We start from the raw sequence: 22,119 nt of genomic DNA on the forward strand, positions 1-22,119 counted from the left end.
CGCCAAGGACCGAATCCGCCCCCCGGCTGCTTCTGCCGGGGGGCGTTGGTGTCGCCGTGTGCTGCTCGAATCGGTGACGGGCCATCAGCCGCAGAGTTTGTCAAAAGCGTTGACGAATAGCCCTGGGCGCTCCTACCTTCATCGCGTCGTGCATCATACGTCATATATGAGAGGCGCAATGCCCGGATTAGGGGCCCAATGTCCATTCATGCTGCGGGGTCGCCTCGGGCGCACAGGCCGTGCCGGCCGGCAGTTGGGCTGACTGAACTGATCAGGCAGCAGCCGCTCATCCACTGACGATGTGAGATGCGGCCCGTTCACCGCCAAGATCCCGGGCCGCGACAGAGAGTCAGCATGCTCCCTCTGTGGGGGAGCCTATCCAACTTCGGGAGCGACGGTGCCCCAGTCCAGCGTGCCCTTGTCCAAGGCCGGGAGATCCCCGGCGTCACCGCCTCGGCAACGCAGCCGCATGCGATGGACGATCGTCGGTTTCTCGGCGCTCGGCCTCACGATCGCCTATCTCGACCGCGCCGCGCTGAGTGTGGCGATGCCCCACATGTCGGATGAGTTCCACATCAGCTCCGCCGTGCAGGGGGTGATGCTCTCGGCGTTCTTCTGGACCTACGCCCTGTTCCAGATTCCCTCCGGCTGGCTGCTGGACCGCTTCGGCCCGAGGGTCATCTACCCCGTCGCGGTCGGCTGGTGGTCGATCTGGACGGCCCTGATGGCCTTCGCGCGCGGCGTCGGATCGGTCGTGGTGTTCCGCCTCGGCCTCGGTATCGGCGAGGCGCCGGTGCAGCCGGCGAACGTCAAGGTCGTCTCGCGGTGGTTCCCGCGCCGCGAACGCGCCTTCGCCTCCAGCCTCTTCGACATGGGCCAGCAGATCGGCACGGCGCTGTCGATTCCAGTGGTGACGGCGCTGACCGTGTTCGGTGGCTGGCGACTGTCGTTCGTCGTGATCGGCGCGGTCGGTCTCCTCTGGCTCGTGGGGTGGGCGGTCGTGTACCGCGACCCCGGGGACCATCCGCGCGTCTCCGCGGCGGAACTGGCCCACATCCGGTCCGACCGGGGCGAGGAGGAGCCCGTGGAACCGGCGGTCGGCGCCACCGTGCCGTGGCGCGACCTGCTGAGCGATTCCCAGGTGTGGGCGCTGACGGTCGGCTATGTCTTCCGCTCGCTCGCCGGGGCGTTCTTCCTCACCTGGTATCCCAGCTATCTGCTCGACGACCGCGGATTCTCCGAGGCGGACTTCGGCATGGTGGGGTGGATCCCGTCGCTCGTCGCGATCGGCTCCACCGTGCTCGGCGGCATCGTGTCCGACCGGATGCTGGCCTCAGGAGCTTCCCCGAACCTGGCCCGGAAGGTGCCCATCGTCGCCGGGCTCGGCCTGAGCGCCTGCATCGGCTTCGCCCCGTTCATCGGGAGCAATGTGGTGCTGATGGTGATCCTGACCGTCAGCAGCGCCGCCCACTCCTTCGCCGGCGCGGCGATCCTGAGCCTCCCGGCGGAAGTGGCGCGCTCCTCGGAGTGCGTCGGCGTGGTGGCCGGCTTCCAGAACTTCGGCTCCCAGGTGGGCAACCTCCTCAGCCCCATCGCCATCGGACTGTTCCTGGCGTCCAGCGGCGGCTCCTATGTGGGCCCGCTGCTCGGCGCGGCGGTGAGCTGTCTGGCCAGTGCGGCGATCTATCTGTTCTGGGTGCGCGTCAAGCCCGTCACCCAGCCCCACGACGACCCCGCGGGCCCCGTCGCACAGCAGGAAGGGACCACCTCGTGAACGCCTCGTCCAGCACCGCCCGCCTGGTCGACCGGCTCGCCACCGTCATCGGGATCCCCGTGGTCCCGTACGACGAGGAGGGCGCCGTCGACCACGATCTGACCGTCTCGCTGGCGGCACGACTGATCCGTAACGGAGTCACCGTGCTGACGGCGAACGGCAACACCGGCGAGTTCTACGCTCTCTCCCCGGACGAGCGCCGTCAGGTGCTGAGGTGCGTCCTCACCGCTCGTGAGGCCCACGCCGACACCACGACGGACGCCCCGGCGGAGGCCACGGTGATCGTCGCCGGGGTGGGGCTCGACATCGGAACGGCCGTCTCCGACGCGCGCTTCGCCCGCGACTCGGGCGCGGACGCGATCATGATCCATCAGCCCGTCCTGCCGTATCTGTCGGCGGACGGCTGGGTCGAGTACAACGCGCGGATCGCCCGGTCCGTACCCGACATCGGAGTGCTGCCCTACCTCACCAAGCGCGCGGTCACCGGAGCGCACATCACCCGCCTGGTGGAACGGGCGCCGAACATCGTCGGGCTGAAGTACTCCGTCCCCGACCCGGTCGCGTTCGCCACCACGCGGGCGGAGGCCGCCGACGGACTGCTGTGGATCGCGGGCCTGGCCGAGTCCTACGCCCCGGCCTACTGGCAGGCGGGGGCTCGGGCCTTCACCTCCGGCCTGGTCAACATCGCCCCGGCGGTGTCCCTGCACATGCTCACCGCGCTCCGCGACGAGGACTACGGCACCGCCTCCCGGGTCTGGCGGCGGATCCGCCACTTCGAGGAGCTGCGGGCCCGCGATGACTCGGCCGGCAACGTGTCGGTGGTGAAGGAGGCCATGCACCAGATGGGGCTGTGCCGGCGGGACGTCCGTCCCCCCAGCCACCCGGTGTCCCCGGCCCTTGCCCGCGAGGTCGCCGAGTCCATGGCGCGGTGGCACTCCCTGGTGCCCGAGACGGCCGGGGAGCGGGTGGCATGAGAATCGATTCCCTGCGGACCTTCCGGCAGCGGGTGGGGGACCGGCCCCGGGTACTGGTCAAGATCACCACCGAGGATGGGATCGACGGGTGGTCGGAGGTCTACAACCACGGCCCCGACCTGGCGTATCCGCCTCTGCTGGACTATCTGTTCGAGCAGATCAAGGGCATGGACGCCCGGTCCCCCGCCCGGATCAACCAGTTTCTGCTCCAGTCCGGCCGCTTCCCCCAGGGCGCGCTGGGCCTGGCCGCCATCGCCGCCATCGACCACGCGCTGTGGGACATCGCAGCCAAGGCCATGGGGGTGCCGGTCTACCAGCTGCTCGGCGGCGCGGTACGCGACCGGGTGCGGGTCTATGCCGGTCTGTACTCCGCGCCGGACATCGGCGAACTGTCCGGAACCACCGCGGCGTTGCACGAACGGTACGGTGTCACCGCCTTCAAGCTCAGCCCCTACCGGATGGAACCGCACCGCACCCGGTTCGGGCTGCTGGTCCGTGAACTGGGCGATTACTTCGGTGAGGTCCGCGCCGGACACCCCGCGGAGTGGGAGTTCGCGTTCGACGCGCACGCCTGTCTGTGGGAACCCCGGCAGGCGGTCGACCTCGGCGCCGCGCTCGCCCCCAACCAGCCGCTCTTCCTCGAAGAACCGATACGGCCCGAGCACATCCCCGCCTGGGGCCGGCTCCGCTCCGAGATCGCGGTGCCGCTGGCCACGGGGGAGTGCCTGTACTCCCCCCATGAGTTCCTCGCGCTGCTGAGCGCCGGCGGAGCCGACATCGTGCAGCCGGACATCTGCGTCGTCGGCGGTCTCACCCAGATGGTGAAGATCGCCGCCATCGCCGACGCGCACTATGTCCCGGTCGCGCCGCACAACCCGCTCGGCCCGCTCGCCACCGCGGCGAACGTGCACTTCGCGGCCGCGACGACCAACTTCTCCATCCTGGAGTACAAGCCGGACGACGTGCCGTGGTGCCCCGACCCCTATCTCCCCGTCGACGGACACCTCGACCTGCGTCCGGACCGGCCGGGGTGGGGCATCGAGATCGACGAGTCCGCGCTCAAGACGGACGACTGGGTCATATGGAAACGGAAGGTGCCCATACGCTCCGACGGCTCGACCGCCTGGATGTGAGGCAGGCAGCCCGGCCGGGACCCGCACGGAGGGCCCCGGCCGGAAGGCGCAGGCACCACTCGCGGGGGCGGGAGCCGCCGTGCCCCGCCCCCCACGCACGACCCGCGGCCAGGCGGAGCTATACGTACCGCTCCAGGATGGACGACTCCGCCAGCCGCGACAGCCCCTCGCGGACCGAGCGCGCCCGGGCCTCGCCCACGCCGTCCACCATTTGCAGATCGTCCACGCTCGCGGCCAACAGCTTTTGCAGGCCCCCGAAGTGCTCCACCAGCCGCTCGATGATGGCGCCCGGCAGCCGTGGCACCTTGGCCAGCAGCCGGAAGCCGCGTGGCGAGACGGCGGAGTCGAGGGTCTCGGGCGAGCCGGTGTACCCCAGCGCGCGGGCCACGATGGGGAGTTCGAGCAGCTCGGCGTGGGTCAGCCGGTCCAGCTCGGCGAGCGCGTCGGCCACCGTACGGGTGCGCTTGGCGGTCGGCTCCGGCACGTAGTCCCGCACCACCAGCTCGCGCTCGGGCTCCACGCCCGCGATCAGCTCGTCCAGCTGGAGGGAGAGCAGCCGGCCGTCGGTGCCCAGCTCGACCACGTACTCCGCGATCTCGGTGGCGATGCGGCGGACCATCTCCAGCCGCTGCGCGACCGCGCTCACATCCCGGACCGTGACCAGATCCTCGATCTCCAGGGCCGAGAGCGTGCCCGCCACCTCGTCGAGGCGGAGCTTGTACCGCTCAAGCGTGGCCAGCGCCTGGTTGGCGCGGGAGAGGATCGCCGCCGAGTCCTCCAGGACCCGCCGCTGGCCGTCCACATACAGCGCGATCAGCCGCATCGACTGGCTGACCGAGACCACCGGGAAGCCGGTCTGGATGGAGACGCGCTGCGCGGTCCGGTGCCGGGTGCCGGTCTCCTCGGTGGGGATCGCCGCGTCCGGCACCAGCTGCACCCCGGCCCGCACGATCTTGGTGATGTCCTTGTCGAGCACCAGCGCGCCGTCCAGCTTGCACAGCTCGCGCAGCCGGGTCGCGGTGAACTCGACGTCGATGACGAAGCCGCCGGTGCACAGCGACTCGACGGTCTTGTCGGTGCCGAGCACGATCAGCCCGCCGGTGTTTCCCCGGAGAACGCGCTCGAGGCCGTCGCGCAACGCCGTGCCGGGCGCGACCGCGCTCAGGGAGGCACGCATCAGACCGTCGGCCTTGCCGGGTGCCGTTGCCCGGTCGCCTGCTGCCACTGCACTCCTCCGTCGCAAGGTCTGTCGGTGCCACGAGTCGCCCTGCCATGCGGGTGCGCGAGGCCACGTATGGGCGAGACCAGGGCAAAGTCTACCGGCGGCCACCGGCCTCCCGTGGGGTCTCCCGGCGTACGCCCGTAGGCGCGCAGCGGAGCGCGTCTCTCCCCGGGCCGTGCGCCACCCGGCTCACCGACCCCTGCCGTACGCCCTCACCAGCGCACTCGGCCATGCTTCCGGCACCGCTCCGGTGACGCCTCGCCCACCATGTCAGCCCGGTCGCCCGCCATGTGTCAGCCCGGTCGTCCACCATGTCAGCTCCGGTCGTCCGCCTCCACCCGTGCCTTCTCACCCCGCTCCCGGCGCCGCGGCAGCACCCGCAGCGCGTCTCCGATGTCCGCGACCTCCAGCACCCGCATCCCGTCCGGGATCCGGCCCGGGTCGCCCGGCACCAGGGCGTGGGTGAAGCCGAGCCGGGCCGCCTCCGCCAGCCGCCGCTGCACCCCGGTGACCCGCCGGACCTCGCCCGCGAGCCCGACCTCGCCGATCGCCACCAGGTTCTTCGGCAGCGGGGTGTCACTGGCGGCGCTGGCCAGCGCGAGCGCCACGGCGAGGTCAGCGGCGGGCTCGGACAGCTTCACGCCGCCCACCGTGGCGCTGTAGATGTCCCGCTTGCCCAGCGCGCTGATCCGGCCGCGCTGCTCCAGCACGGCCAGCATCATCGAGACCCGGGAGGTCTCCAGACCGGAGGTGGTGCGGCGCGGCGAGGGGATCTGGGAGTCCACGGTGAGCGCCTGCACCTCGGCCACCAGCGGCCGGCGGCCCTCCAGGGTGACCGTCAGACACGTGCCCGGCACCGGCTCGTCGCGGCGGGTGAGGAACAGGCCGGAGGGGTCGGCGAGCCCGGTGATGCCCTCGTCGTGCAGCTCGAAGCAGCCGACCTCGTCCGTCGCCCCGTAGCGGTTCTTCACCCCGCGCACCAGCCGCAGCCGGGCGTGCCGGTCGCCCTCGAAGTGCAGTACGACATCGACCAGATGCTCCAGCAGCCGGGGGCCGGCGATGGCGCCGTCCTTGGTGACATGCCCCACTAGCAGCGTGGACATCCCGCGCTCCTTGGACGCGCGGATCAGCGCCCCGGCCACCTCGCGCACCTGCGCCATCCCGCCCGGCGCGCCGTCGATCTCGGGCGAGGCGACGGTCTGCACCGAGTCCAGGACGAGCAGCGAGGGCTTGACCGAGTCGAGGTGGCCGAGGACCGCGGAGAGGTCGGTCTCGGCGGCGAGGTAGAGGTGCTCGCTCAGCGCGCCGATGCGGTCGGCGCGCAGCCGCACCTGGCTCGCCGACTCCTCACCGGTGATGTAGAGCGTGCGGTGCTCCTCGGAGGCGGCCTTGGCCGCCACGTCAAGCAGCAGCGTGGACTTGCCGACCCCGGGCTCCCCGGCGAGCAGCACGACCGCGCCCGGGACCAGCCCGCCGCCGAGCACCCGGTCCAGCTCGTCCACGCCCGTGCCCCGCGCGGTCGCCTGACGGCCGTCCACCTGGCCGATGGGCAGGGCGGCCGAGGTGACCCGGCCGGGTGCGGTGGTGCGCACCGCGGGCGCCCCGTACTCCTCGACGGTGCCCCACGCCTGGCACTCCGGGCAGCGGCCGAGCCACTTGGCGGTGGTCCAGCCGCACTCCGTACAGCGGTAGGAGGGCCGGTCCTTGGCGGATGAGCGGGAGGAGCTACGGGCAGCCATGCCGTAACGCTAGCGTCGCCCACCGACAGAGCCGAACCGCGCCGGGCGCGTAGCAGGCCGGGCGCATATCAGGTTGTGGCCACCGGAGGGGGACACCTGTCCCCTTATGAGGGAGATGGTCACCCGTAAGGGTTAAAACAGCGCAAGTGGCGCGAGGAAGTCTGCATCATCCGCCTACCGTCGCCGGGTGATGAGCAGCAGGTCCGAGCACTCGACACAGACCACCGGCGCACAGCGGGCGCGGCGCCGTGCGCCCCGCTCCACCAGCACCCGCCCCCAGCGGCCCCCGGAACGCTACGAGCCGTACCTGGACGGCCTGTTCACGTACTGCCTGTCGGCCCTGTGCGAGCACGACGCCGCGGCCGTCGCGGTGGGCGACGTACTGGCGGTGGCCGAGCGCCGCACCGGCCGGGGGCGGGGCCGGGTCACCGCGGAGGGCGAGCTGTCCCGCCCGTGGCTCTACGCGGTCGCCCGCTGGGCCTGTCTGCGCAAACTGGCCGAGCGCCGCGGCCGTACGGGGACGGACACCCCGGGCGACGGCACCGCGGCCGAGCTGCCCGAGCCCATCGCCGCCCAGCGCCGCCGCGAACTGGCCGCGCTGGCCTGGCCGGAGGCCGCCGGGACCTCCGCCGAGCAGCGCGAGGCGCTCGAGCTCGCGGTGCGCCACCGGCTGGGCCCCTCCGAGGTGGCGGCCGTGCTCGGCAAGGACCAGGAGGAGACCCGCGCCCTGCTCTCCAGCGCCGCCTGCGAGGTGGAGCGGACCCGCGCCGCGCTCGCCGTCGTCGAGCTCGGCCACTGCCCGGTGGTCGCGCGGCTCGCGGGCGACACCCAGGTGCTGCTCTCCGCCGCCCTCCGCCGTGAGCTGGTGCGCCATGTGGACGACTGCCGCGAGTGCCGCCGGATGGCCGAGCGCGCCACGGCCGACGGGCCCTGGCCCGGTACGGCGGCGGCGCCCGCCGCGCTGCCGGTGCTGGAGGCCCCCCGCGCCGCCGTGCACGCCGCGCTGCTGGGCGCGCTGGGCGGACGGCCCGCCCGCGCGGGCGCCGGGCCCCGGTTCGACCGGCGCGGCTTTCCGCTGGAGCCCCAGGACCGGGCCGCCCGCCGCAGCCGGATGCGCAGCCGCGTGATGACCACGACGGTGGTCGCCACGGTCGTGGCGGCCCCGGTGCTCGCCCTGTGGGCCGCCTACCGGGGCGCCCCGCTCGCCGCTGACGAGCGCGACACGGACTCGGTGGCCGCCGCCGACGCGGACGGCGTGGACCAGGCCCCGGCCGGTCAGGACCGGCCCGCCCGGCGCTCGTACGAGCAGACCGGCGGTGCGCAGGACCGTTCCGGCACGCGGGTCGGCTCCGGCCCGCGCGGCGCCAAGGCGGGCCGTGGGGCGTCGGATGTGTCGGTCGAGGTGATCGACGCGGACGGTGTGGTGGAGCGCCCGGGGCACAAGCGCGGCGAGGCGTCCCGCCCGGACGGCTCCCCGGCCGGTGGCGGCCGCCCCGGGGACGCCTCCGGACCTTCCCGGCCCGCGCCAGGGCCGGGGCGGCTCACGGTCACGGCCCACCCCGAGGGCGATGTGACGATCGTCACTCTCACCGCGTCCGGTGGCTCACCGGTGCACTGGTCGGCCTCCGCCGGGGCGCCCTGGCTCCAGCTGAACCACCCGGCCGGGGTGCTGCGGCCCGGCGACTCCACGACCATCACGGTCTCGGTGGACCACGGCCGGGAGCCGGCCGGGCACTGGAGCGCGCGGGTCTCGGTGGACCCGGCGGGCGCGGTGGTGCTGATCGAGGGCCGGGGTACGCCCCCCGACCCCACGCCCAGCCCCACGGCCCCCTCCGACCAGCCGACCCCGTCCCCGAGCGACCCGCCGCCGACGCCATCCGGTTCGCCCGCCGCGAGGCGCTGACGCGATGCGCCGTTGGGCGGACCGGACGCGTCGGCAGTGGCCCCCGCGGCGGACTACTCCCCTCCCCGCCCCTACCCGAATCCGGGTCCCCGCCCCAGCCCCCGGCCGGGTCCCCGCTCCAGTCCCTGGGCGGGTCCCCGCTCCAGCCTCTGGGTGGGGTCCCCGCTCCAGCCCCCGGGCGGGGTCCCCGTTCCAAACCCCGGATGGGGCTCCGCCCCAAACCCCGGGCGGGTCCCCACCCCAGCCCCCGGGCGGGGTTCTGCTCCAGCCCCCGGGCGGGGTTCCGCCCCAAACCCTGGACGGGGTTCCGCTCCAGCCCCCAAGCGGGGCTTCGCTCCAAACCCTGGACGGGGTTCCGCTCCAGCCCCGGGCGGGGGTTCCGCTCCAGCCCCCGGGCGGGGGTTCCGCCCCAGTCCCTGGACGGGGTTCCGCTCCAGCCCCCGGGCGGGGGTTCCGCCCCAGTCCCTGGACGGGGCTCGGCCCCAGCCCCCGGATGGGGCTCCGCCCCAAACCCTGGACGGGGCTCGGCCCCAGCCCCCGGATGGGGCTCCGCCCCAAACCCCGGACGGGGCTCGGCCCCAGCCCCCGGATGGGGCTGCGCCCCAAGCCCGGCCGGGGTTGTGCCCTGGGCCCTGAGATCGGGGTTGCGCCCTGGGCCTCGGGCCAGGGCTGCGGCCCAGACCTGGGGTCCAGGGGGCGGAGCCCCTTGGTTACGGGAAGGGGCGGGGAGGGGAAAGTGTCGATATGCGGCTCCGCCGCGTGGCCCGCCGGACACCCCACAGACGCGCCGGGTCGTGATGCCTGCGGCGGGCACCACGGGCCCGCCCATGACATCGGCACAGCCGCGTCAGCCGGCCGGATCCGCCGGGTCCGCCGGATCGGCCAGGTCCACCGGAACGTCCGGGCCTGCCGGATCCACCGGAACATCCACCGGAACAACCGGGTCCGCCGGATGCGGTGCCAGCAGCGGCAGCGACGACGCCATGCGCCGCTCGCACAGCTCGGCCAGCCGGTCGTACCCGGCCTTGCCCATCAGCTCCGTGAGCTCCGGCCGGTACGACCGGAACACCGGCTCCCCGGCCCCGTGCGCCGAGGTGGCAGAGGTGCACCACCAGTGCAGATCGTGGCCGCCCGGCCCCCAGCCGCGCCGGTCGTACTCGCCGATGGTGATCCGCAGCACCCGGCTGTCGTCCGGCCGGTCGATCCAGTCGTAGGACCGGCGCACCGGCAGTTGCCAGCACACATCCGGCTTGGTCTCCAGGGGCTCGCGCCCCTCCCGCAGCGCCAGGATGTGCAGCGCGCAGCCCGCGCCGCCCGCGAAGCCCGGCCGGTTCTGGAAGATGCACGAGCCCTTGTGGCGCCGGGTCTGCCGCTCGCCGTCGTCGTCCTCCTGAACCCACCCCGAGGCGTGCCCCTCGTCGTGGAACTGCCAGATCTCCGGGGTCAGCCGGGCCATATGACGTCCGACCCGCGCCTCGTCGTCCTCATCGGAGAAGTGCGCGCCCAGCGTGCAGCAGCCGTCGCTGGCCCGCCCCGCCTGGATGCCCTGGCAGCCCCGGCCGAAGATGCAGGTCCACTTGGAGGTCAGCCAGGTCAGATCGCATCGGAAGAGCTGCTCGTCGTCGGCCGGATCGGGGAATTCGACCCATGCGCGGGCGAAGTCCAGGCCGACCTCGTCCTCGGCGCTGGGGGCGCCCCCGACGCCCTCGGCTCCGGACTCGGCCCCGGACCCCGCCTCGGGCTCCGCCCCGGACGGCATCGGCTCCCCGGCCGCCCACTCCAGGGCGGCCTTCCGGCGTTTGTCCTGCTTCGCCTTTTTCGTCTTTGCCACGGTGCAAGGGTAGGCGCCTTCGGCGAAAACCCGGAGGTGGGGACCGCGTACGTCCCCGGCGCGGCGCAGACACGGCGCAGACGCGGCGCAGACGCGGCGCAGACGCGGTTCAGGCGCGGTTCACGTGCGAGTTCGCGGGGGACCTGTGCATGACACCGAGGTGGGAGCAGTAGCGTTCACGTTATGAGACTCGGTGTCCTCGACGTGGGTTCGAATACGGTTCATCTGCTCGTGATGGACGCCCACCCCGGCGCGCGCCCGCTGCCCGCGCATTCGCACAAGGCCGAGCTGCGGCTGGCCGAACTCCTCGACGGGCACGGGGCCATCGGCCCCGACGGCGTCGACCGCCTGATCGCGGTGGTCAGGGAGGCGCTGGAGGCGGCCGAGGACAAGGGCGTCGAGGACGTCCTGCCGTTCGCGACCTCCGCCGTCCGCGAGGCGTCCAACGCCGATGAGGTCCTGGCCCGGGTCGCCGAGGAGACCGGCGTACGGCTCCAGGTGCTCAGCGGCGCGGACGAGGCGCGGCTCACCTTTCTGGCCGCCCGCCGCTGGTTCGGCTGGTCCGCGGGGAAGCTGCTGGTCCTGGACATCGGCGGCGGTTCGCTGGAGATCGCGTACGGCATGGACGAGGAGCCCGACGCGGCGGTTTCGCTGCCGCTCGGAGCCGGCCGGCTGACCGGATCCTGGCTGCCCGGCGATCCGCCCGACCCGGCGGACGTACGGGCCCTGCGGCGCCATGTGCGGGCCGAGATCGCCCGGAGCGTCGGCGATTTCAGCCGTCATGGGGCGCCGGACCATGTGGTGGCCACCTCCAAGACCTTCAAGCAGCTGGCCAGGATCACCGGCGCCGCGCGCTCCGCCGAGGGGCTGTACGTGGAGCGCCGGCTCACCCGCCGGGCGCTGGAGGAATGGGTGCCGAAGCTGGCCGCCATGTCCACCCAGGAGCGGGCCGAACTGCCCGGGGTCTCCGAGGGCCGGGCCGGGCAGCTCACGGCCGGGGCGCTGGTGGCGGAGGCCGCGATGGACCTGTTCGACGTGGAGCAGCTGGAGATCTGCCCATGGGCGCTGCGCGAGGGCGTGATCCTCCGGCGCCTGGACCATCTGCCCACCTGACCACCGAGCGTGATCGGGGCCGGAAAGCGGCGGCCGTTCAGCCGCGAAGGCCGCCGCGGTTCGGTTGCGGAGAGCAGCCGCCGTACGCTGTCCCTCGTGACAGAGCCAGTGGTGCGCATCCCGGATGCGAAGGTCGCGCTGTCCACAGCCTCGGTCTATCCGGAGTCGACGGCGACGGCCTTCGAGATCGCGGCACGCCTGGGCTACGACGGCGTCGAGGTCATGGTGTGGACCGATCCGGTCAGCCAGGACATCGAGGCGCTGCGTCGGCTCTCGGACTACCACCAGGTGCCGATCCTCGCCGTGCACGCCCCCTGTCTGCTGATCACCCAGCGGGTCTGGTCGACCGACCCGTGGGTGAAGCTCCAGCGGGCGAGGGCGGCCGCCGAGAAGCTCGACGCGTCCACCGTCGTGGTCCACCCGCCGTTCCGATGGCAGCGGGCGTACGCCCGCGAGTTCGTCCGCGGAATCTGGCGGATGGCGGACGAGACCGATGTGCGGTTCGCGGTCGAGAACATGTACCCGTGGCGCTATCGCGACCGCGAGATGCTGGCGTACGCCCCGGGCTGGGACGTCACCCAGGACGACTACCGCCACTTCACGATCGACCTGTCGCACACCGCCACCGCCCGTACGGACGCGCTGGAGATGGTGGACCGCATGGGCGACCGGCTGGCCCATCTCCACCTCGCCGACGGCCAGGGCTCCAACAAGGACGAGCACCTGGTGCCGGGGCGCGGCACCCAGCCCTGCGCCGAGCTGCTGGAACGGCTCGCGGTCGGCGGTTTCGACGGCAATGTGGTCGTCGAGGTCAACACCCGGCGTGCCATGTCCACGACCGAGCGCGAGGCCGATCTCGCGGAGGCCCTGGCCTTCACCAGGCTGCACCTCGCCTCGCCGACCTCGGCCACCCGGCGGAGCAGGGCGGTGCCCGGTTCATGACCGCCGCCGCATCCGGGTCCGCCACACCCCCGCGCAAGCGCGGCCGCCCGGCCCGTACGAGCGCGTCCGACGGCCCCGCCGCCCGCGACCGGATCCTGATCGCGGCGCGCAACGAGTTCGCCGAGCGCGGCTACGACAAGACCTCGATCCGCGGTATCGCCAAGGCCGCCGAGGTGGATCCGGCGCTGGTCCACCACTACTTCGGCACCAAGGAGCAGGTCTTCGAGGCCGCCATCGAGCTGATCTTCGCCCCCGCCATGGGGGTTCCGGACGCGGTGCACGGCAGCCGGGAGGGCGCGGGCGAGCGGATGGCCCGCTATATGTTCGGCATCTGGGAGAACCCGGTCAGCAGGCTGCCGCTGCTCGCCGTGATGCGCTCGGCGCTGACCAACGAGACCGCCGCCGTGGTTCTGCGCGGGATGATCGAGCGCCGGGTGCTGGTGCGGATGGCGGGTGAGCTGGACGTCCCGAACCCGGAGTTCCGGGCCCAGCTCGCGGCCGGGCATCTGATCGGGATCGCGATGCTGCGGTATGTGATCCGGATGGAGCCGATGGCCTCGGCCGAGGCGGACGACATCGTGGCGATGGTGGGGCCCACGCTCCAGCGCTATCTGACCGAGAGTTGATCGAAATCCGTATCGTCCGGGGGCGAACGGTCCGATCGCTGACCGAGCGCTGATCGGTCCGTTCCGCTGAGTGACCCGGCCGTCTCTGGATCCGGACGGACCATCCGGATCCATGGACACAGGCGTAGGCTCAGAAGACTCCGATCCGATCCGCAGAACGCACGTATCACGAGGGAGCCGAGCACCGTGCCCGAGCTGAGGTCTCGCACCGTCACCCACGGCCGCAACATGGCGGGCGCCCGCGCCCTTATGCAGGCTTCCGGCGTAGCGCGCGAGGACTTCGGCAAGCCGATCGTCGCCGTCGCCAACAGCTTCACCGAGTTCGTGCCCGGCCACACCCACCTCCAGCCGGTCGGCCGGATCGTCAGCGACGCGATCCACGCGGCGGGTGGCATTCCGCGCGAGTTCAACACCATCGCCGTGGACGACGGCATCGCCATGGGCCACGGCGGGATGCTCTACAGCCTCCCCTCCCGCGACCTGATCGCCGACTCCGTGGAGTACATGGTCGAGGCGCACTGCGCGGACGCGCTGATCTGCATCTCCAACTGCGACAAGATCACCCCCGGGATGCTGATGGCCGCGATGCGGCTCAACATCCCGACCGTCTTCGTCTCCGGCGGCCCCATGGAGGCGGGCCGGGCCACGCTCGTCGACGGCACCGTCCGCAAGCTGGACCTGATCAACGCGATCTCGGACGCGGTCAACGAGAGCGTCTCGGACGAGGACATCCTCCGCATCGAGAACAACGCCTGTCCGACCTGCGGCTCCTGTTCCGGCATGTTCACCGCCAACTCGATGAACTGCCTGACCGAGGCGATGGGCCTCTCCCTGCCGGGCAACGGCTCGGTGCTGGCCACCCACACCGCCCGCAAGGCCCTCTACGAGACCGCGGGCCGTACGGTCGTGGAGATCACCAAGCGCCACTACGAGCAGGACGACGAGACGGTTCTGCCGCGCTCCATCGGCTCCCGCGCCGCCTTCGAGAACGCCATGGCGCTCGACATCGCCATGGGCGGCTCGACCAACACGATCCTGCATCTGCTGGCCGCCGCACAGGAGGCCGGTCTGGACTACGACCTCAAGGACATCGACGAGGTCTCCCGCCGGGTGCCGTGCCTGGCCAAGGTCGCCCCGAACGTCGCCCCCGGCGGCACGTACTACATGGAGGACGTGCACCGCGCGGGCGGCATCCCGGCGATCCTCGGCGAGCTGTTCCGCGGCGGACTGCTGAACGAGGACGTCCACTCCGTGCACAGCTCCTCGCTCGCCGACTGGCTCAAGACCTGGGACGTGCGCGGCGGTTCGCCGTCCGCCGAGGCCGTCGAGCTGTGGCACGCGGCCCCCGGCTGCAAGCGCTCCGCCACCGCCTTCTCGCAGTCCGAGCGCTGGGACTCCCTGGACACGGACGCCGCCGGCGGCTGCATCCGCGACCTGGAGCACGCCTACTCCAAGGACGGCGGGCTCGCCGTCCTCAAGGGCAATCTGGCCGTCGACGGCTGCGTGGTGAAGACCGCGGGCGTGGACGAGTCCATCTGGACCTTCGAGGGCCCGGCCGTGGTCTGCGAATCCCAGGAGGAGGCCGTCGAGCGGATCCTGGGCAAGCAGGTCAAGGAGGGCGACGTGGTCGTCATCCGCTACGAGGGCCCCAAGGGCGGCCCCGGGATGCAGGAGATGCTCTACCCGACCTCCTTCCTCAAGGGCCGGGGCCTGGGCAAGGCATGCGCGCTGGTCACCGACGGCCGCTTCTCCGGCGGCACCTCGGGCCTTTCCATCGGCCACGCCTCACCGGAGGCGGCGTCCGGCGGCACGATCGCCCTGGTCCGGGACGGCGACCGGATCCGTATCGACATCCCGGCCCGCTCCATCGAACTCCTGGTGAGCGAGGAGGAGTTGGCGGCCCGCCGCGAGGAGCTGGGTGGCGTCTACGCCCCGAAGGACCGCGAGCGCAAGGTGTCCACCGCGCTGCGCGCCTACGCGGCGATGGCCACCAGCGCGGACAAGGGCGCGGTCCGCGACATCAGCCAACTGGGCTGACCTCGCCCGGCAGCCCCCTCCGCTGACGTCCTTCCGTCTCAGCCACCCCGGCTGACGTCCATCCCGGACGCCTCCAGGCTGTCGTATCCGTAGACCGTGGTGAGGGCGTCCCCGCTCAGCGTCAGCTCGGCGGGGATGCCACCGGGATCCGTACGCGCCTTGGTCCGCCACAGCACCCGGCCGTCCCGGCGGTCCAGCGCGATGACCCGGCCCGCGGCGGTGGCCAGATACAGGGCGTTCCGGCGCCCGGACACCACGGGCGGGCCCAGCCACTCCACCTGCGTCGCCTTGCTCCACAGCCGCTTTCCGGTCGTGGTGACGGCGGTGACCTCGCCGTTCTGCCGGACGAAGTAGAGCGTGTCGCCCACCAGGGCAGGCGTGATCTGCTGGGCGGAGAGCCCCGCGGGCAGCTTCACCCGGCGCTGCCGCCCCCCGTCCGTGCCGAGGAACAGCAGATCGGTGTAGTCGTCGGTGTCGTGCTCGCGCTGCTCCAGATAGAGGAGTTCGCCCGAGCGCTCGGCGAGGAAGGAGCCCACGTAGAGGGTGCCGATCCGCCGGGGCGCTCCCGTGGTGGGGGAGAGGGTGTAGAGCCCGCTCGGGACGGCCGGGTCGCCCCGGTCCTCCAGCGGTCCGCAGTCCGCGAGGGGGCGTCCGGCCACCACATCCGGACCGCAGCTCAGCCCGCGGCCGACCCGGCGCGACCAGAGCGTGCGGCCGGTGCGCACGTCCACCGCCTGGAACGTCTCCTCGTCCCAACTCTGGGTGAGCACGGCCGGGTGGTCCCCCCGCTGGAACACCGCCCCCTGGTAGGCGCTGCCGATGTCGGTCCGCCAGACCCGTTCACCGTCGCTGGTGCGATAGCCCTCCAGCCGGGCCGTGCCGTCCGACTTCTCCACGGTGCCCAGCACGAGACCGCCCGCCACCCCGATCAGCTCGCTCGGCTTCGCCGACCGGTGCCAGGCCACCCGCCCCCGGACGTCCAGCCGGGTCAGGGCGATCCCGGAACCGCCGCAGTACAGATCCGTGCCCGAGGGCAGGCAGCGGCGGCCGGTCGGCCCGCTGACCGAGCGCGGAGCGCCATTGGCGCTGGTCACGATGTCGGTGTCGGGCCCGGCGAGGGTGCGATGCCAGGGGCGCCAGCCGGACGGGAGCGAGCCGTTCGCCGACGAGCGGGTGGTGGGGCGGGCATCCGGCTCGCCCTCGGGACCGGATCCGGACCGGAGGAAGACGATCGTCCCCACGATCGCGGCGACCAGGCCCGCGGCCGCGGCCGCGAGCACCAGGGGACGGCGCGTCAGATGGGCGCGGCCCGGCGCACGGCCGACTTCGGTCGGCACGGCGGCATCGCCCTCGCCGGTGCCGCCGTCCGCGTCCGTGACGTCCTTACGGTCGTCGTCACCGTCCTTACGGTCGTCACCGTCGTCCTCGGGCAGCGTCCGCAGCCGTTCCAGCAGCTCGTCAAGACCGGGCCGCGCGGGCGGTTCCTTGCTCAGGCAGTCGGCGACCGCGTCCCGCAGCGGCCCGGTCACCGTGTCCAGCGCCGGGGGCTCGTACACCACGTGATAGGCGGTCATATAGGGGCTGTCCGCGTCGAACGGGCTCTGGCCGGTCGCCGCGTACACCAGCACCGTCGCCAGCGAGAACACATCGGACTCCGGCCCGACCTCGCGCGGATCGCGCAGTTGCTCCGGCGACATGAACGGAGGCGTGCCCATGACCCGGCCCGTCATGGTCAGCGTCTGGTGGTCGGCCGCCCGGGAGATGCCGAAGTCGATGACGCGGGGGCCCTCGTCGGACAGCACGATGTTGGCCGGTTTCAGATCCCGGTGCACCACCCCCGCCCGGTGGATGTCCCGTAGCGCCTCGACCAGTCCGATCGCCAGTCGCCGCAGCTCCGCGCCGCGCAGCGGACCGCCCGCCGCGACCCGCTCGGCGAGGGTGCGGCCGGGGACGTACGAGGTCGCCATCCACGGCAGTACGGCATCGGGGTCCGCGTCCACGACGGCCGCGGTGAACGCGCCGCTGACCCGCCGGGCGGCCGCGACCTCCTGGCGGAACCGCACCCGGAACTCGTCGTCGTCGGCGAACTGCTGATGCACCACCTTCAGCGCCAGCCGCCGCCCCGACGGCGACCGGGCCAGATACACCGTGCCCATCCCGCCACGGCCGAGCCGCCGCTCGAGTGCGTAGCCTCCGATGGACTCCGGGTCCCCGGCGCGCAGTGCCATCCCTGTCTTCTCCCACCGACCCACGATCCGGCGGTCACTCTAGGCCCGGCTCGTGCCGGGGGCCCGTGACGCCGCTCACCAACCGGCCGGATTCCGCCCGTCCACGGCGAAGACCGTGCCGTCCGGGGCCGTCGCGAACACCTTGCCGTCCGCCACCACCGGCGCGGGCATCAGATCCAGGAAGCCCTGACCGGCCGCGCCCCCGCGCGAGCGGGTCTCGCCGATCACCTCGCCCCGCCGGGCATCCACGGCCAGCAACCGGCCGTCCGCCGCCGAGAAGTACAGCCGGCCGTCCGCCGCCACCAGCGGCGAGGCGTTGGAGACCGAGGTCTCAAGGCGCCAGAGCCGCGCCCCCGCCGAGCCCTCGCGCGCGGTGTCGACGGCCACCAACCCGCCGTCCGTGCCCAGTACGTACACCCGGTCGCCGCTGGTGACCGCGCTGATCGCGGACACCGGCGCGGACAGCGCGACCCGCCGCGCCGCGCGCCGCTCCGGGTCATAGCGCACGACGGCGGTGGTACTGGTCCGGGCGTCCGTCTCGGTCAGCAGCAGCACACCATCGGGGCCGCTTCCGGCCGGGGTGAGGTTGCCGCTGAGCGAGGCGTGCCAGCGCGTCGTACCGCGCACCGTGTCCACGGCCGTGACCAGCGTGTGCGAGCCGTCGCCCGCGGTGGTCACGGCGTACGCGGTGCGGCCGTCGCCGTACGAGAAGAAGGCGGGCCGGGCGTGGCCGGGCAGCCGATGGCTCCAACGCTCCTTGTCTGTCGCCCCGTTCACCGCCGTGACCGTGCCGTCCGGCGTGACCAGCAGCACCGTGTCGCCCGAGGAGTAGACCCCGCCCTGATAGCGGGACACATCGCGGGTCCAGCGGACGCGGTGGGTCGTGGGGTCGAGCGCCCGCAGCCGCCCGCCGTCCGCGGACACCGTCCGCACCAGACCGCCGGCGACCACCGGGGCGGAGATCGTCGCGCCGTCACCGGGGCGCGCCGCCGCGGACGGCCGTGACCAGACCACGCGGCCGTCGTCCGGATCGACCCGGGCGGTCTCGACACCGCGCCGGGCGCAGTACAGCGCGCCCGCTCCGTACGAGCAGAACGCGGGCCGCGCCCCGGAGCCCGCGGTCTTTCCGGTGTCCAGCCCGGTCGTCCAGGGGCGCCACGCCTCGGCGGTCGCCGCGCTGATCCGCGGTCGGCCGCCGCCGGAGGAGTCCGTACCGTCGAACGGGCGCAGTGCGACCACCGTGCCCGCGCCGAGCAGTACGACGGCCGCGAGACCGGAGAGGGCCCACCGCCGGATCCCCCCGCGCCGCGCCACGGGCTCGCTCGGCACCGACTCGGGCAGGTCCGCGGCCGGTTCCGGCTCGGGAGCCGCCTTCACATGCGTATCGGGATCCGCAGGGCCGGGATCCGCGGTACCGGGGGCCGCCGTTTCGGCGGCGGGGGCGGCAGCGGCCGCCTTCACATGCGTATCCGTGGCGCCGTCGTCCTGCCCCCAGCGCACACCCGGCAGCGAGTGCGGTTCCGGCGTCCGCTGCTGCGGCACCAGCGGAACGGGTCCGCGCGCCACCGGCGGCTGGGGACCGCGGACCGCGCGCAGGACCGTCATCAGGGCGTCCGGCGTGGGACGTTCCTCGGGGTTCTTGGCCAGACACCGCTGGACCAGCGGCAGCAGCTCATCCGGCACCCCCGCCAGATCCGCCTCGTCGTGCACCACCTGGTACGCCACGATGTACGGGCTCTCGGACTCGAACGGCCCCCGCCCGGTGGCCGCGTGCACCAGCACCGATCCCAGTGCGAACACGTCCGCCGCCGGTCCCACCGCCCGTGGCCGCTGGAACTGCTCCGGCGCCATGAACGGCGGGGTGCCGATCAACTGCCCCGTCTCGGTGCGCAGTTCGCTGTCGGACGGCCGGGAGATACCGAAGTCGATGACCTTCGGGCCGTCCGCCGCGAGCAGCACATTGCTCGGCTTGAGATCGCGGTGCACCACGCCCGCCCGATGGATGTCCCGCAGCGCCTCGGCAAGCCCCGCCGCCAGCCGCACCATCTCGTCCGGCGCCAACGGCCCGCTCCGCTTGACGTGTTCGGCGAGCGTCGGGCCGGGGATGTAGAGGGTGGCCATCCAGGGCCTCGGCCCCTCCGGGTCGGCATCCACCACGGGCGCCGTGAACGCGCCGCTGACCCGCCGGGCGGCCGCCACCTCCTGCCGGAACCGGGCCCGGAACTCGGGGTCTTCGGCCAACCCGGCATGGACGACCTTCACCGCGAGCCGCCGCCCCGAGTGCGAGCGGGCCAGATGGACCACGCCCATGCCACCGGATCCGAGGCGCGCCTCGAGCTGGTACTGCCCGGCGTACTCCGGATCCTCCGCTTCCGGGCCCGTCCCGGCTCTGTGCACCGGCGGCATGCCCCACCCCCGTGAATTCGGCCGCATCCGCGACTCGGCGAGCCTAGTCGATGGCACGTGCGAGCCTTGTTAGCCTCCGCATGTCGTGTCACTTCACACGACATGTGCACAACTTCGGAAAGAAGTTCAACGGGGGAGGGGCCGCCATGGCCATCGAAGAGACCGCGGACGCCGTAGCCACCACCGACGCCACGGACACCGCCACGGACACGGTGGAAACCACCGCCGGAGCGATCACCTATCCGGTCGCGCCCGGCTACCAGCTGAACGTCCGCAGCGGTCCCGGCACCAACTACCGGCTCGTGAAGGTGCTGCCGTACAACAGCCGGGTCCCGATCCGCTGCCAGCGGCACGGCCAGAAGGTCTCGGGCCCGTACGGCACCTCGGACATCTGGGACAACATCGCCCCGGGCCAGTACGTCTCCGACGCGTATGTGAGGACGGGCAGCGACGGCTTCGTCACCGCGCCCTGCGGCTGATCCACGAGCCCGGCCGGAGCGCGGACGGCCCCCGGCACCGCGAGTGCGGCACCGGGGGCCGGGCGACGGAAGGGGGTCTCCCCTCTCCATAGGGGTTACGCCGGGATCCCCTCCTCGAGGGCGGCGCCCCGCTTGACCACCGCGTTGTGCCGCTCGGTCCAGGTGGCCAGCGCCATCTCGCAGGCGTGGTCCACATGGCGCAGCCCGGTCAGGTCGAGCTCCACCTCGCGCTCACGGGGCAGCCCCTCCAACTCGTCCAGCAGCTTGGGCAGCCGGAGGAAGGTCGCGTTGCCGCGCACCCGGACGTGCAGGGGCTTCTCGCCGGTGCCGGCACCGGCGTCGTCCTCGCGCCCGGTGACCTCGACATGCACATGCGAGGTCTCCCAGGCGGTCTTGGCCACGGCCATCAGCAGACCGATGATCACGCCCTCGAACATATTGGTGACCACGATCGCGCCGGCGGTGACGATCAGGATGATCGCCTCGCCCCGGTGGGCCTTCCACAGCGGCACCAGGTCCTTGGTCGGGATCAGCTTCCAGCCGGAGTGGACCAGCACACCGGCGAGCGTCGCCACCGGGATGACGCCCAGCGCCGAGGGGAAGAGCACCGCGAAGACCAGCAGCCACACCCCGTGCAGCACCCGCGACGCCTTCGTCTTCGCACCGGCCTGCACATTGGCCGCGCTCCGCACGATCACCGCGGTCATCGGCAGCGCGCCGAGGACACCGCACACCGCGTTGCCCGCGCCCTGCGCCATCAGCTCCTTGTTGTAGTCGGTGCGCGGACCGTCGTGCAGCCGGTCCACGGCCGCGGCGCTGAACAGGCTCTCGGCCGAGGCGATCAGCGTGAACGCGAGCACGGTGCCGATGACGCCCACCTCGGCGAGGGCCTGGAACTCACTGCCGCCGGGCGGCTGAATGGCGTCCAGCAGACCCTTGACCTCGACCCGCGCGATCGGCAGGTCGAAGATCGCGGTCGCGGCCGTGGCGAGCGCGACGGCGGCCAGCGGCGCGGGCAGCACCTTGGCGCCCTGGCGGAAGCGCGGCCACAGCACCAGGACGACGATCGTCCCGGCGCCCACGGCGACCGCCTTCAGGGCATCCGAGGAACCGGCCACATCCCCGATGAGCCCCGGAATGCTGAAGATCTTGTCGAGCCCGCTGCTCGGGGCCTTGGCGTCGGCGAGCGCGTAGAGCTGTCCGGCGATCAGCACCAGGCCGATGCCCGCGAGCATGCCCTGCACCACGGCGACGGAGATCGCCCGGAACCAGCGGCCGAGGCCGAGCGCGCCCATGGCCAGCTGGAGCAGTCCGGAGATGAGGACGAGGACGCCGAGCGCGGCGACGCCGTATTGCTCCACGGCCTCGTAGACCAGCACGGTCAGACCGGCGGCCGGGCCGGACACCTGCAAACTGCTGCCCGGCAGAAAGCCGGTGATCAGCCCGCCGACGATGCCGGTGATCAGGCCGAGCTCGGCCGGTACACCGGAGGCGACCGCCACCCCCACGCACAGGGGTACGGCCACCAGGAAGACGACGAGAGAAGCGGTGAAGTCGGCGCGGAAGGTTCCGGCGCCGGATGAGCCTGAGGTGCCTCCGGCACCACGGAATCGGTCAAGGAGATTTCGCATGAGGGTTGCCTCCAGTGCGCCCCGTCACCGGCTCATGGGCAGGCGGGGGCACGGCATAGCGCTACGTCAGTGGGATCGATG

The 22,119-nt window shown here is 72.8% G+C and carries 15 protein-coding genes; 9 read left to right on the plus strand and 6 right to left on the minus strand.

The window, feature by feature from the left end; all coding sequences use genetic code 11:
• Positions 1 to 469: 469 nt before the first annotated feature.
• Genes ACJX2R_RS29345 through ACJX2R_RS29355 form a run of 3 tightly spaced genes read left to right on the plus strand, consistent with a single transcriptional unit; the run spans position 470 to position 3,881 of the window.
• Positions 470 to 1,774, plus strand: a complete 1,305-nt coding sequence (locus ACJX2R_RS29345) for an MFS transporter (protein ID WP_413102602.1) — start codon at positions 470 to 472, stop codon at positions 1,772 to 1,774.
• Complete coding sequence (locus ACJX2R_RS29350; RefSeq protein ID WP_413102603.1) at positions 1,771 to 2,748, plus strand: dihydrodipicolinate synthase family protein; 978 nt, start codon at positions 1,771 to 1,773, stop codon at positions 2,746 to 2,748. Before ACJX2R_RS29345 ends, ACJX2R_RS29350 begins: the two co-directional genes overlap by 4 nt.
• Positions 2,745 to 3,881 (plus strand): mandelate racemase/muconate lactonizing enzyme family protein, encoded by a 1,137-nt coding sequence (locus ACJX2R_RS29355; RefSeq protein WP_413102604.1) that lies wholly within the window; start codon positions 2,745 to 2,747, stop codon positions 3,879 to 3,881. Before ACJX2R_RS29350 ends, ACJX2R_RS29355 begins: the two co-directional genes overlap by 4 nt.
• A gap of 118 nt (positions 3,882 to 3,999) precedes the next feature.
• On the opposite strand, the gene disA is transcribed toward ACJX2R_RS29355, so the two are convergent.
• Positions 4,000 to 5,058 (minus strand): DNA integrity scanning diadenylate cyclase DisA, encoded by a 1,059-nt coding sequence (gene disA, locus ACJX2R_RS29360; RefSeq protein WP_044581604.1) that lies wholly within the window; start codon positions 5,056 to 5,058, stop codon positions 4,000 to 4,002.
• 359 nt (positions 5,059 to 5,417) lie between these two features.
• A complete protein-coding gene (gene radA / locus ACJX2R_RS29365; RefSeq protein ID WP_413102605.1) occupies positions 5,418 to 6,842 on the minus strand; it encodes a DNA repair protein RadA in 1,425 nt (474 codons plus the stop codon).
• A 190-nt stretch (positions 6,843 to 7,032) separates the two neighbouring features.
• Here radA and ACJX2R_RS29370 point away from each other — a divergent pair, with 190 nt between their 5' ends.
• The gene (locus ACJX2R_RS29370; RefSeq protein WP_413102606.1) at positions 7,033 to 8,745 is read left to right on the plus strand and encodes a sigma-70 family RNA polymerase sigma factor; all 1,713 of its coding nucleotides are present in this window, start codon (positions 7,033 to 7,035) and stop codon (positions 8,743 to 8,745) included.
• Between the two features lie 847 nt (positions 8,746 to 9,592).
• Here ACJX2R_RS29370 and ACJX2R_RS29375 read toward each other — a convergent pair.
• Positions 9,593 to 10,576 carry a hypothetical protein gene (locus tag ACJX2R_RS29375; RefSeq protein WP_413102607.1) on the minus strand — a complete coding sequence of 328 codons (984 nt, stop codon included), beginning with the start codon at positions 10,574 to 10,576 and terminating at the stop codon, positions 9,593 to 9,595.
• Between the two features lie 183 nt (positions 10,577 to 10,759).
• Here ACJX2R_RS29375 and ACJX2R_RS29380 point away from each other — a divergent pair, with 183 nt between their 5' ends.
• The 4 genes from ACJX2R_RS29380 to ilvD all read left to right on the plus strand — a co-directional run bounded on the left by ACJX2R_RS29380 (position 10,760) and on the right by ilvD (position 15,294).
• Positions 10,760 to 11,689 (plus strand): Ppx/GppA family phosphatase, encoded by a 930-nt coding sequence (locus ACJX2R_RS29380; protein ID WP_413102608.1) that lies wholly within the window; start codon positions 10,760 to 10,762, stop codon positions 11,687 to 11,689.
• 96 nt (positions 11,690 to 11,785) lie between these two features.
• The gene (locus tag ACJX2R_RS29385; protein ID WP_413102609.1) at positions 11,786 to 12,631 is read left to right on the plus strand and encodes a sugar phosphate isomerase/epimerase family protein; all 846 of its coding nucleotides are present in this window, start codon (positions 11,786 to 11,788) and stop codon (positions 12,629 to 12,631) included.
• Positions 12,628 to 13,257 carry a TetR/AcrR family transcriptional regulator gene (locus ACJX2R_RS29390; RefSeq protein WP_020869470.1) on the plus strand — a complete coding sequence of 210 codons (630 nt, stop codon included), beginning with the start codon at positions 12,628 to 12,630 and terminating at the stop codon, positions 13,255 to 13,257. The genes ACJX2R_RS29385 and ACJX2R_RS29390 overlap by 4 nt, the downstream gene beginning before the upstream one ends.
• A 186-nt stretch (positions 13,258 to 13,443) precedes the next feature.
• Positions 13,444 to 15,294: a dihydroxy-acid dehydratase gene (gene ilvD / locus ACJX2R_RS29395; RefSeq protein WP_413102610.1), complete on the plus strand. Its 1,851-nt coding sequence runs from the start codon at positions 13,444 to 13,446 to the stop codon at positions 15,292 to 15,294.
• A 38-nt stretch (positions 15,295 to 15,332) separates the two neighbouring features.
• Here ilvD and ACJX2R_RS29400 read toward each other — a convergent pair whose 3' ends face one another.
• Complete coding sequence (locus ACJX2R_RS29400) at positions 15,333 to 17,522, minus strand: protein kinase domain-containing protein (protein WP_413102611.1); 2,190 nt, start codon at positions 17,520 to 17,522, stop codon at positions 15,333 to 15,335.
• A gap of 75 nt (positions 17,523 to 17,597) precedes the next feature.
• Positions 17,598 to 19,928, minus strand: a complete 2,331-nt coding sequence (locus ACJX2R_RS29405) for a protein kinase domain-containing protein (protein WP_413102612.1) — start codon at positions 19,926 to 19,928, stop codon at positions 17,598 to 17,600.
• A 146-nt stretch (positions 19,929 to 20,074) separates the two neighbouring features.
• Between ACJX2R_RS29405 and ACJX2R_RS29410 the strand changes: the two genes are divergently transcribed.
• Positions 20,075 to 20,407 (plus strand): SH3 domain-containing protein, encoded by a 333-nt coding sequence (locus tag ACJX2R_RS29410; RefSeq protein ID WP_413102613.1) that lies wholly within the window; start codon positions 20,075 to 20,077, stop codon positions 20,405 to 20,407.
• A 95-nt stretch (positions 20,408 to 20,502) separates the two neighbouring features.
• On the opposite strand, the gene ACJX2R_RS29415 is transcribed toward ACJX2R_RS29410, so the two are convergent.
• The gene (locus ACJX2R_RS29415) at positions 20,503 to 22,038 is read right to left on the minus strand and encodes a SulP family inorganic anion transporter (protein WP_413102614.1); all 1,536 of its coding nucleotides are present in this window, start codon (positions 22,036 to 22,038) and stop codon (positions 20,503 to 20,505) included.
• Positions 22,039 to 22,119 lie beyond the last annotated feature (81 nt).

Source organism: Streptomyces sp. Inha503, from assembly GCF_047215865.1.
Taxonomy (GTDB): Bacteria; Actinomycetota; Actinomycetes; order Streptomycetales; family Streptomycetaceae; genus Streptomyces; species Streptomyces lycopersici.

What these genes read in the sequence shown, in the direction of transcription:
- ACJX2R_RS29345 (WP_413102602.1), top strand. Translation starts at nt 470, where the DNA reads ATGCGATGGACGATCGTCGGTTTCTCGGCGCTCGGCCTCACGATCGCC.
- ACJX2R_RS29355 (WP_413102604.1), top strand. Translation starts at nt 2,745, where the DNA reads ATGAGAATCGATTCCCTGCGGACCTTCCGGCAGCGGGTGGGGGACCGG.
- disA (WP_044581604.1), bottom strand. Translation starts at nt 5,058, where the DNA reads ATGCGTGCCTCCCTGAGCGCGGTCGCGCCCGGCACGGCGTTGCGCGAC.
- radA (WP_413102605.1), bottom strand. Translation starts at nt 6,842, where the DNA reads ATGGCTGCCCGTAGCTCCTCCCGCTCATCCGCCAAGGACCGGCCCTCC.
- ACJX2R_RS29370 (WP_413102606.1), top strand. Translation starts at nt 7,033, where the DNA reads ATGAGCAGCAGGTCCGAGCACTCGACACAGACCACCGGCGCACAGCGG.
- ACJX2R_RS29380 (WP_413102608.1), top strand. Translation starts at nt 10,760, where the DNA reads ATGAGACTCGGTGTCCTCGACGTGGGTTCGAATACGGTTCATCTGCTC.
- ACJX2R_RS29390 (WP_020869470.1), top strand. Translation starts at nt 12,628, where the DNA reads ATGACCGCCGCCGCATCCGGGTCCGCCACACCCCCGCGCAAGCGCGGC.
- ACJX2R_RS29400 (WP_413102611.1), bottom strand. Translation starts at nt 17,522, where the DNA reads ATGGCACTGCGCGCCGGGGACCCGGAGTCCATCGGAGGCTACGCACTC.
- ACJX2R_RS29405 (WP_413102612.1), bottom strand. Translation starts at nt 19,928, where the DNA reads ATGCCGCCGGTGCACAGAGCCGGGACGGGCCCGGAAGCGGAGGATCCG.
- ACJX2R_RS29410 (WP_413102613.1), top strand. Translation starts at nt 20,075, where the DNA reads ATGGCCATCGAAGAGACCGCGGACGCCGTAGCCACCACCGACGCCACG.
- ACJX2R_RS29415 (WP_413102614.1), bottom strand. Translation starts at nt 22,038, where the DNA reads ATGCGAAATCTCCTTGACCGATTCCGTGGTGCCGGAGGCACCTCAGGC.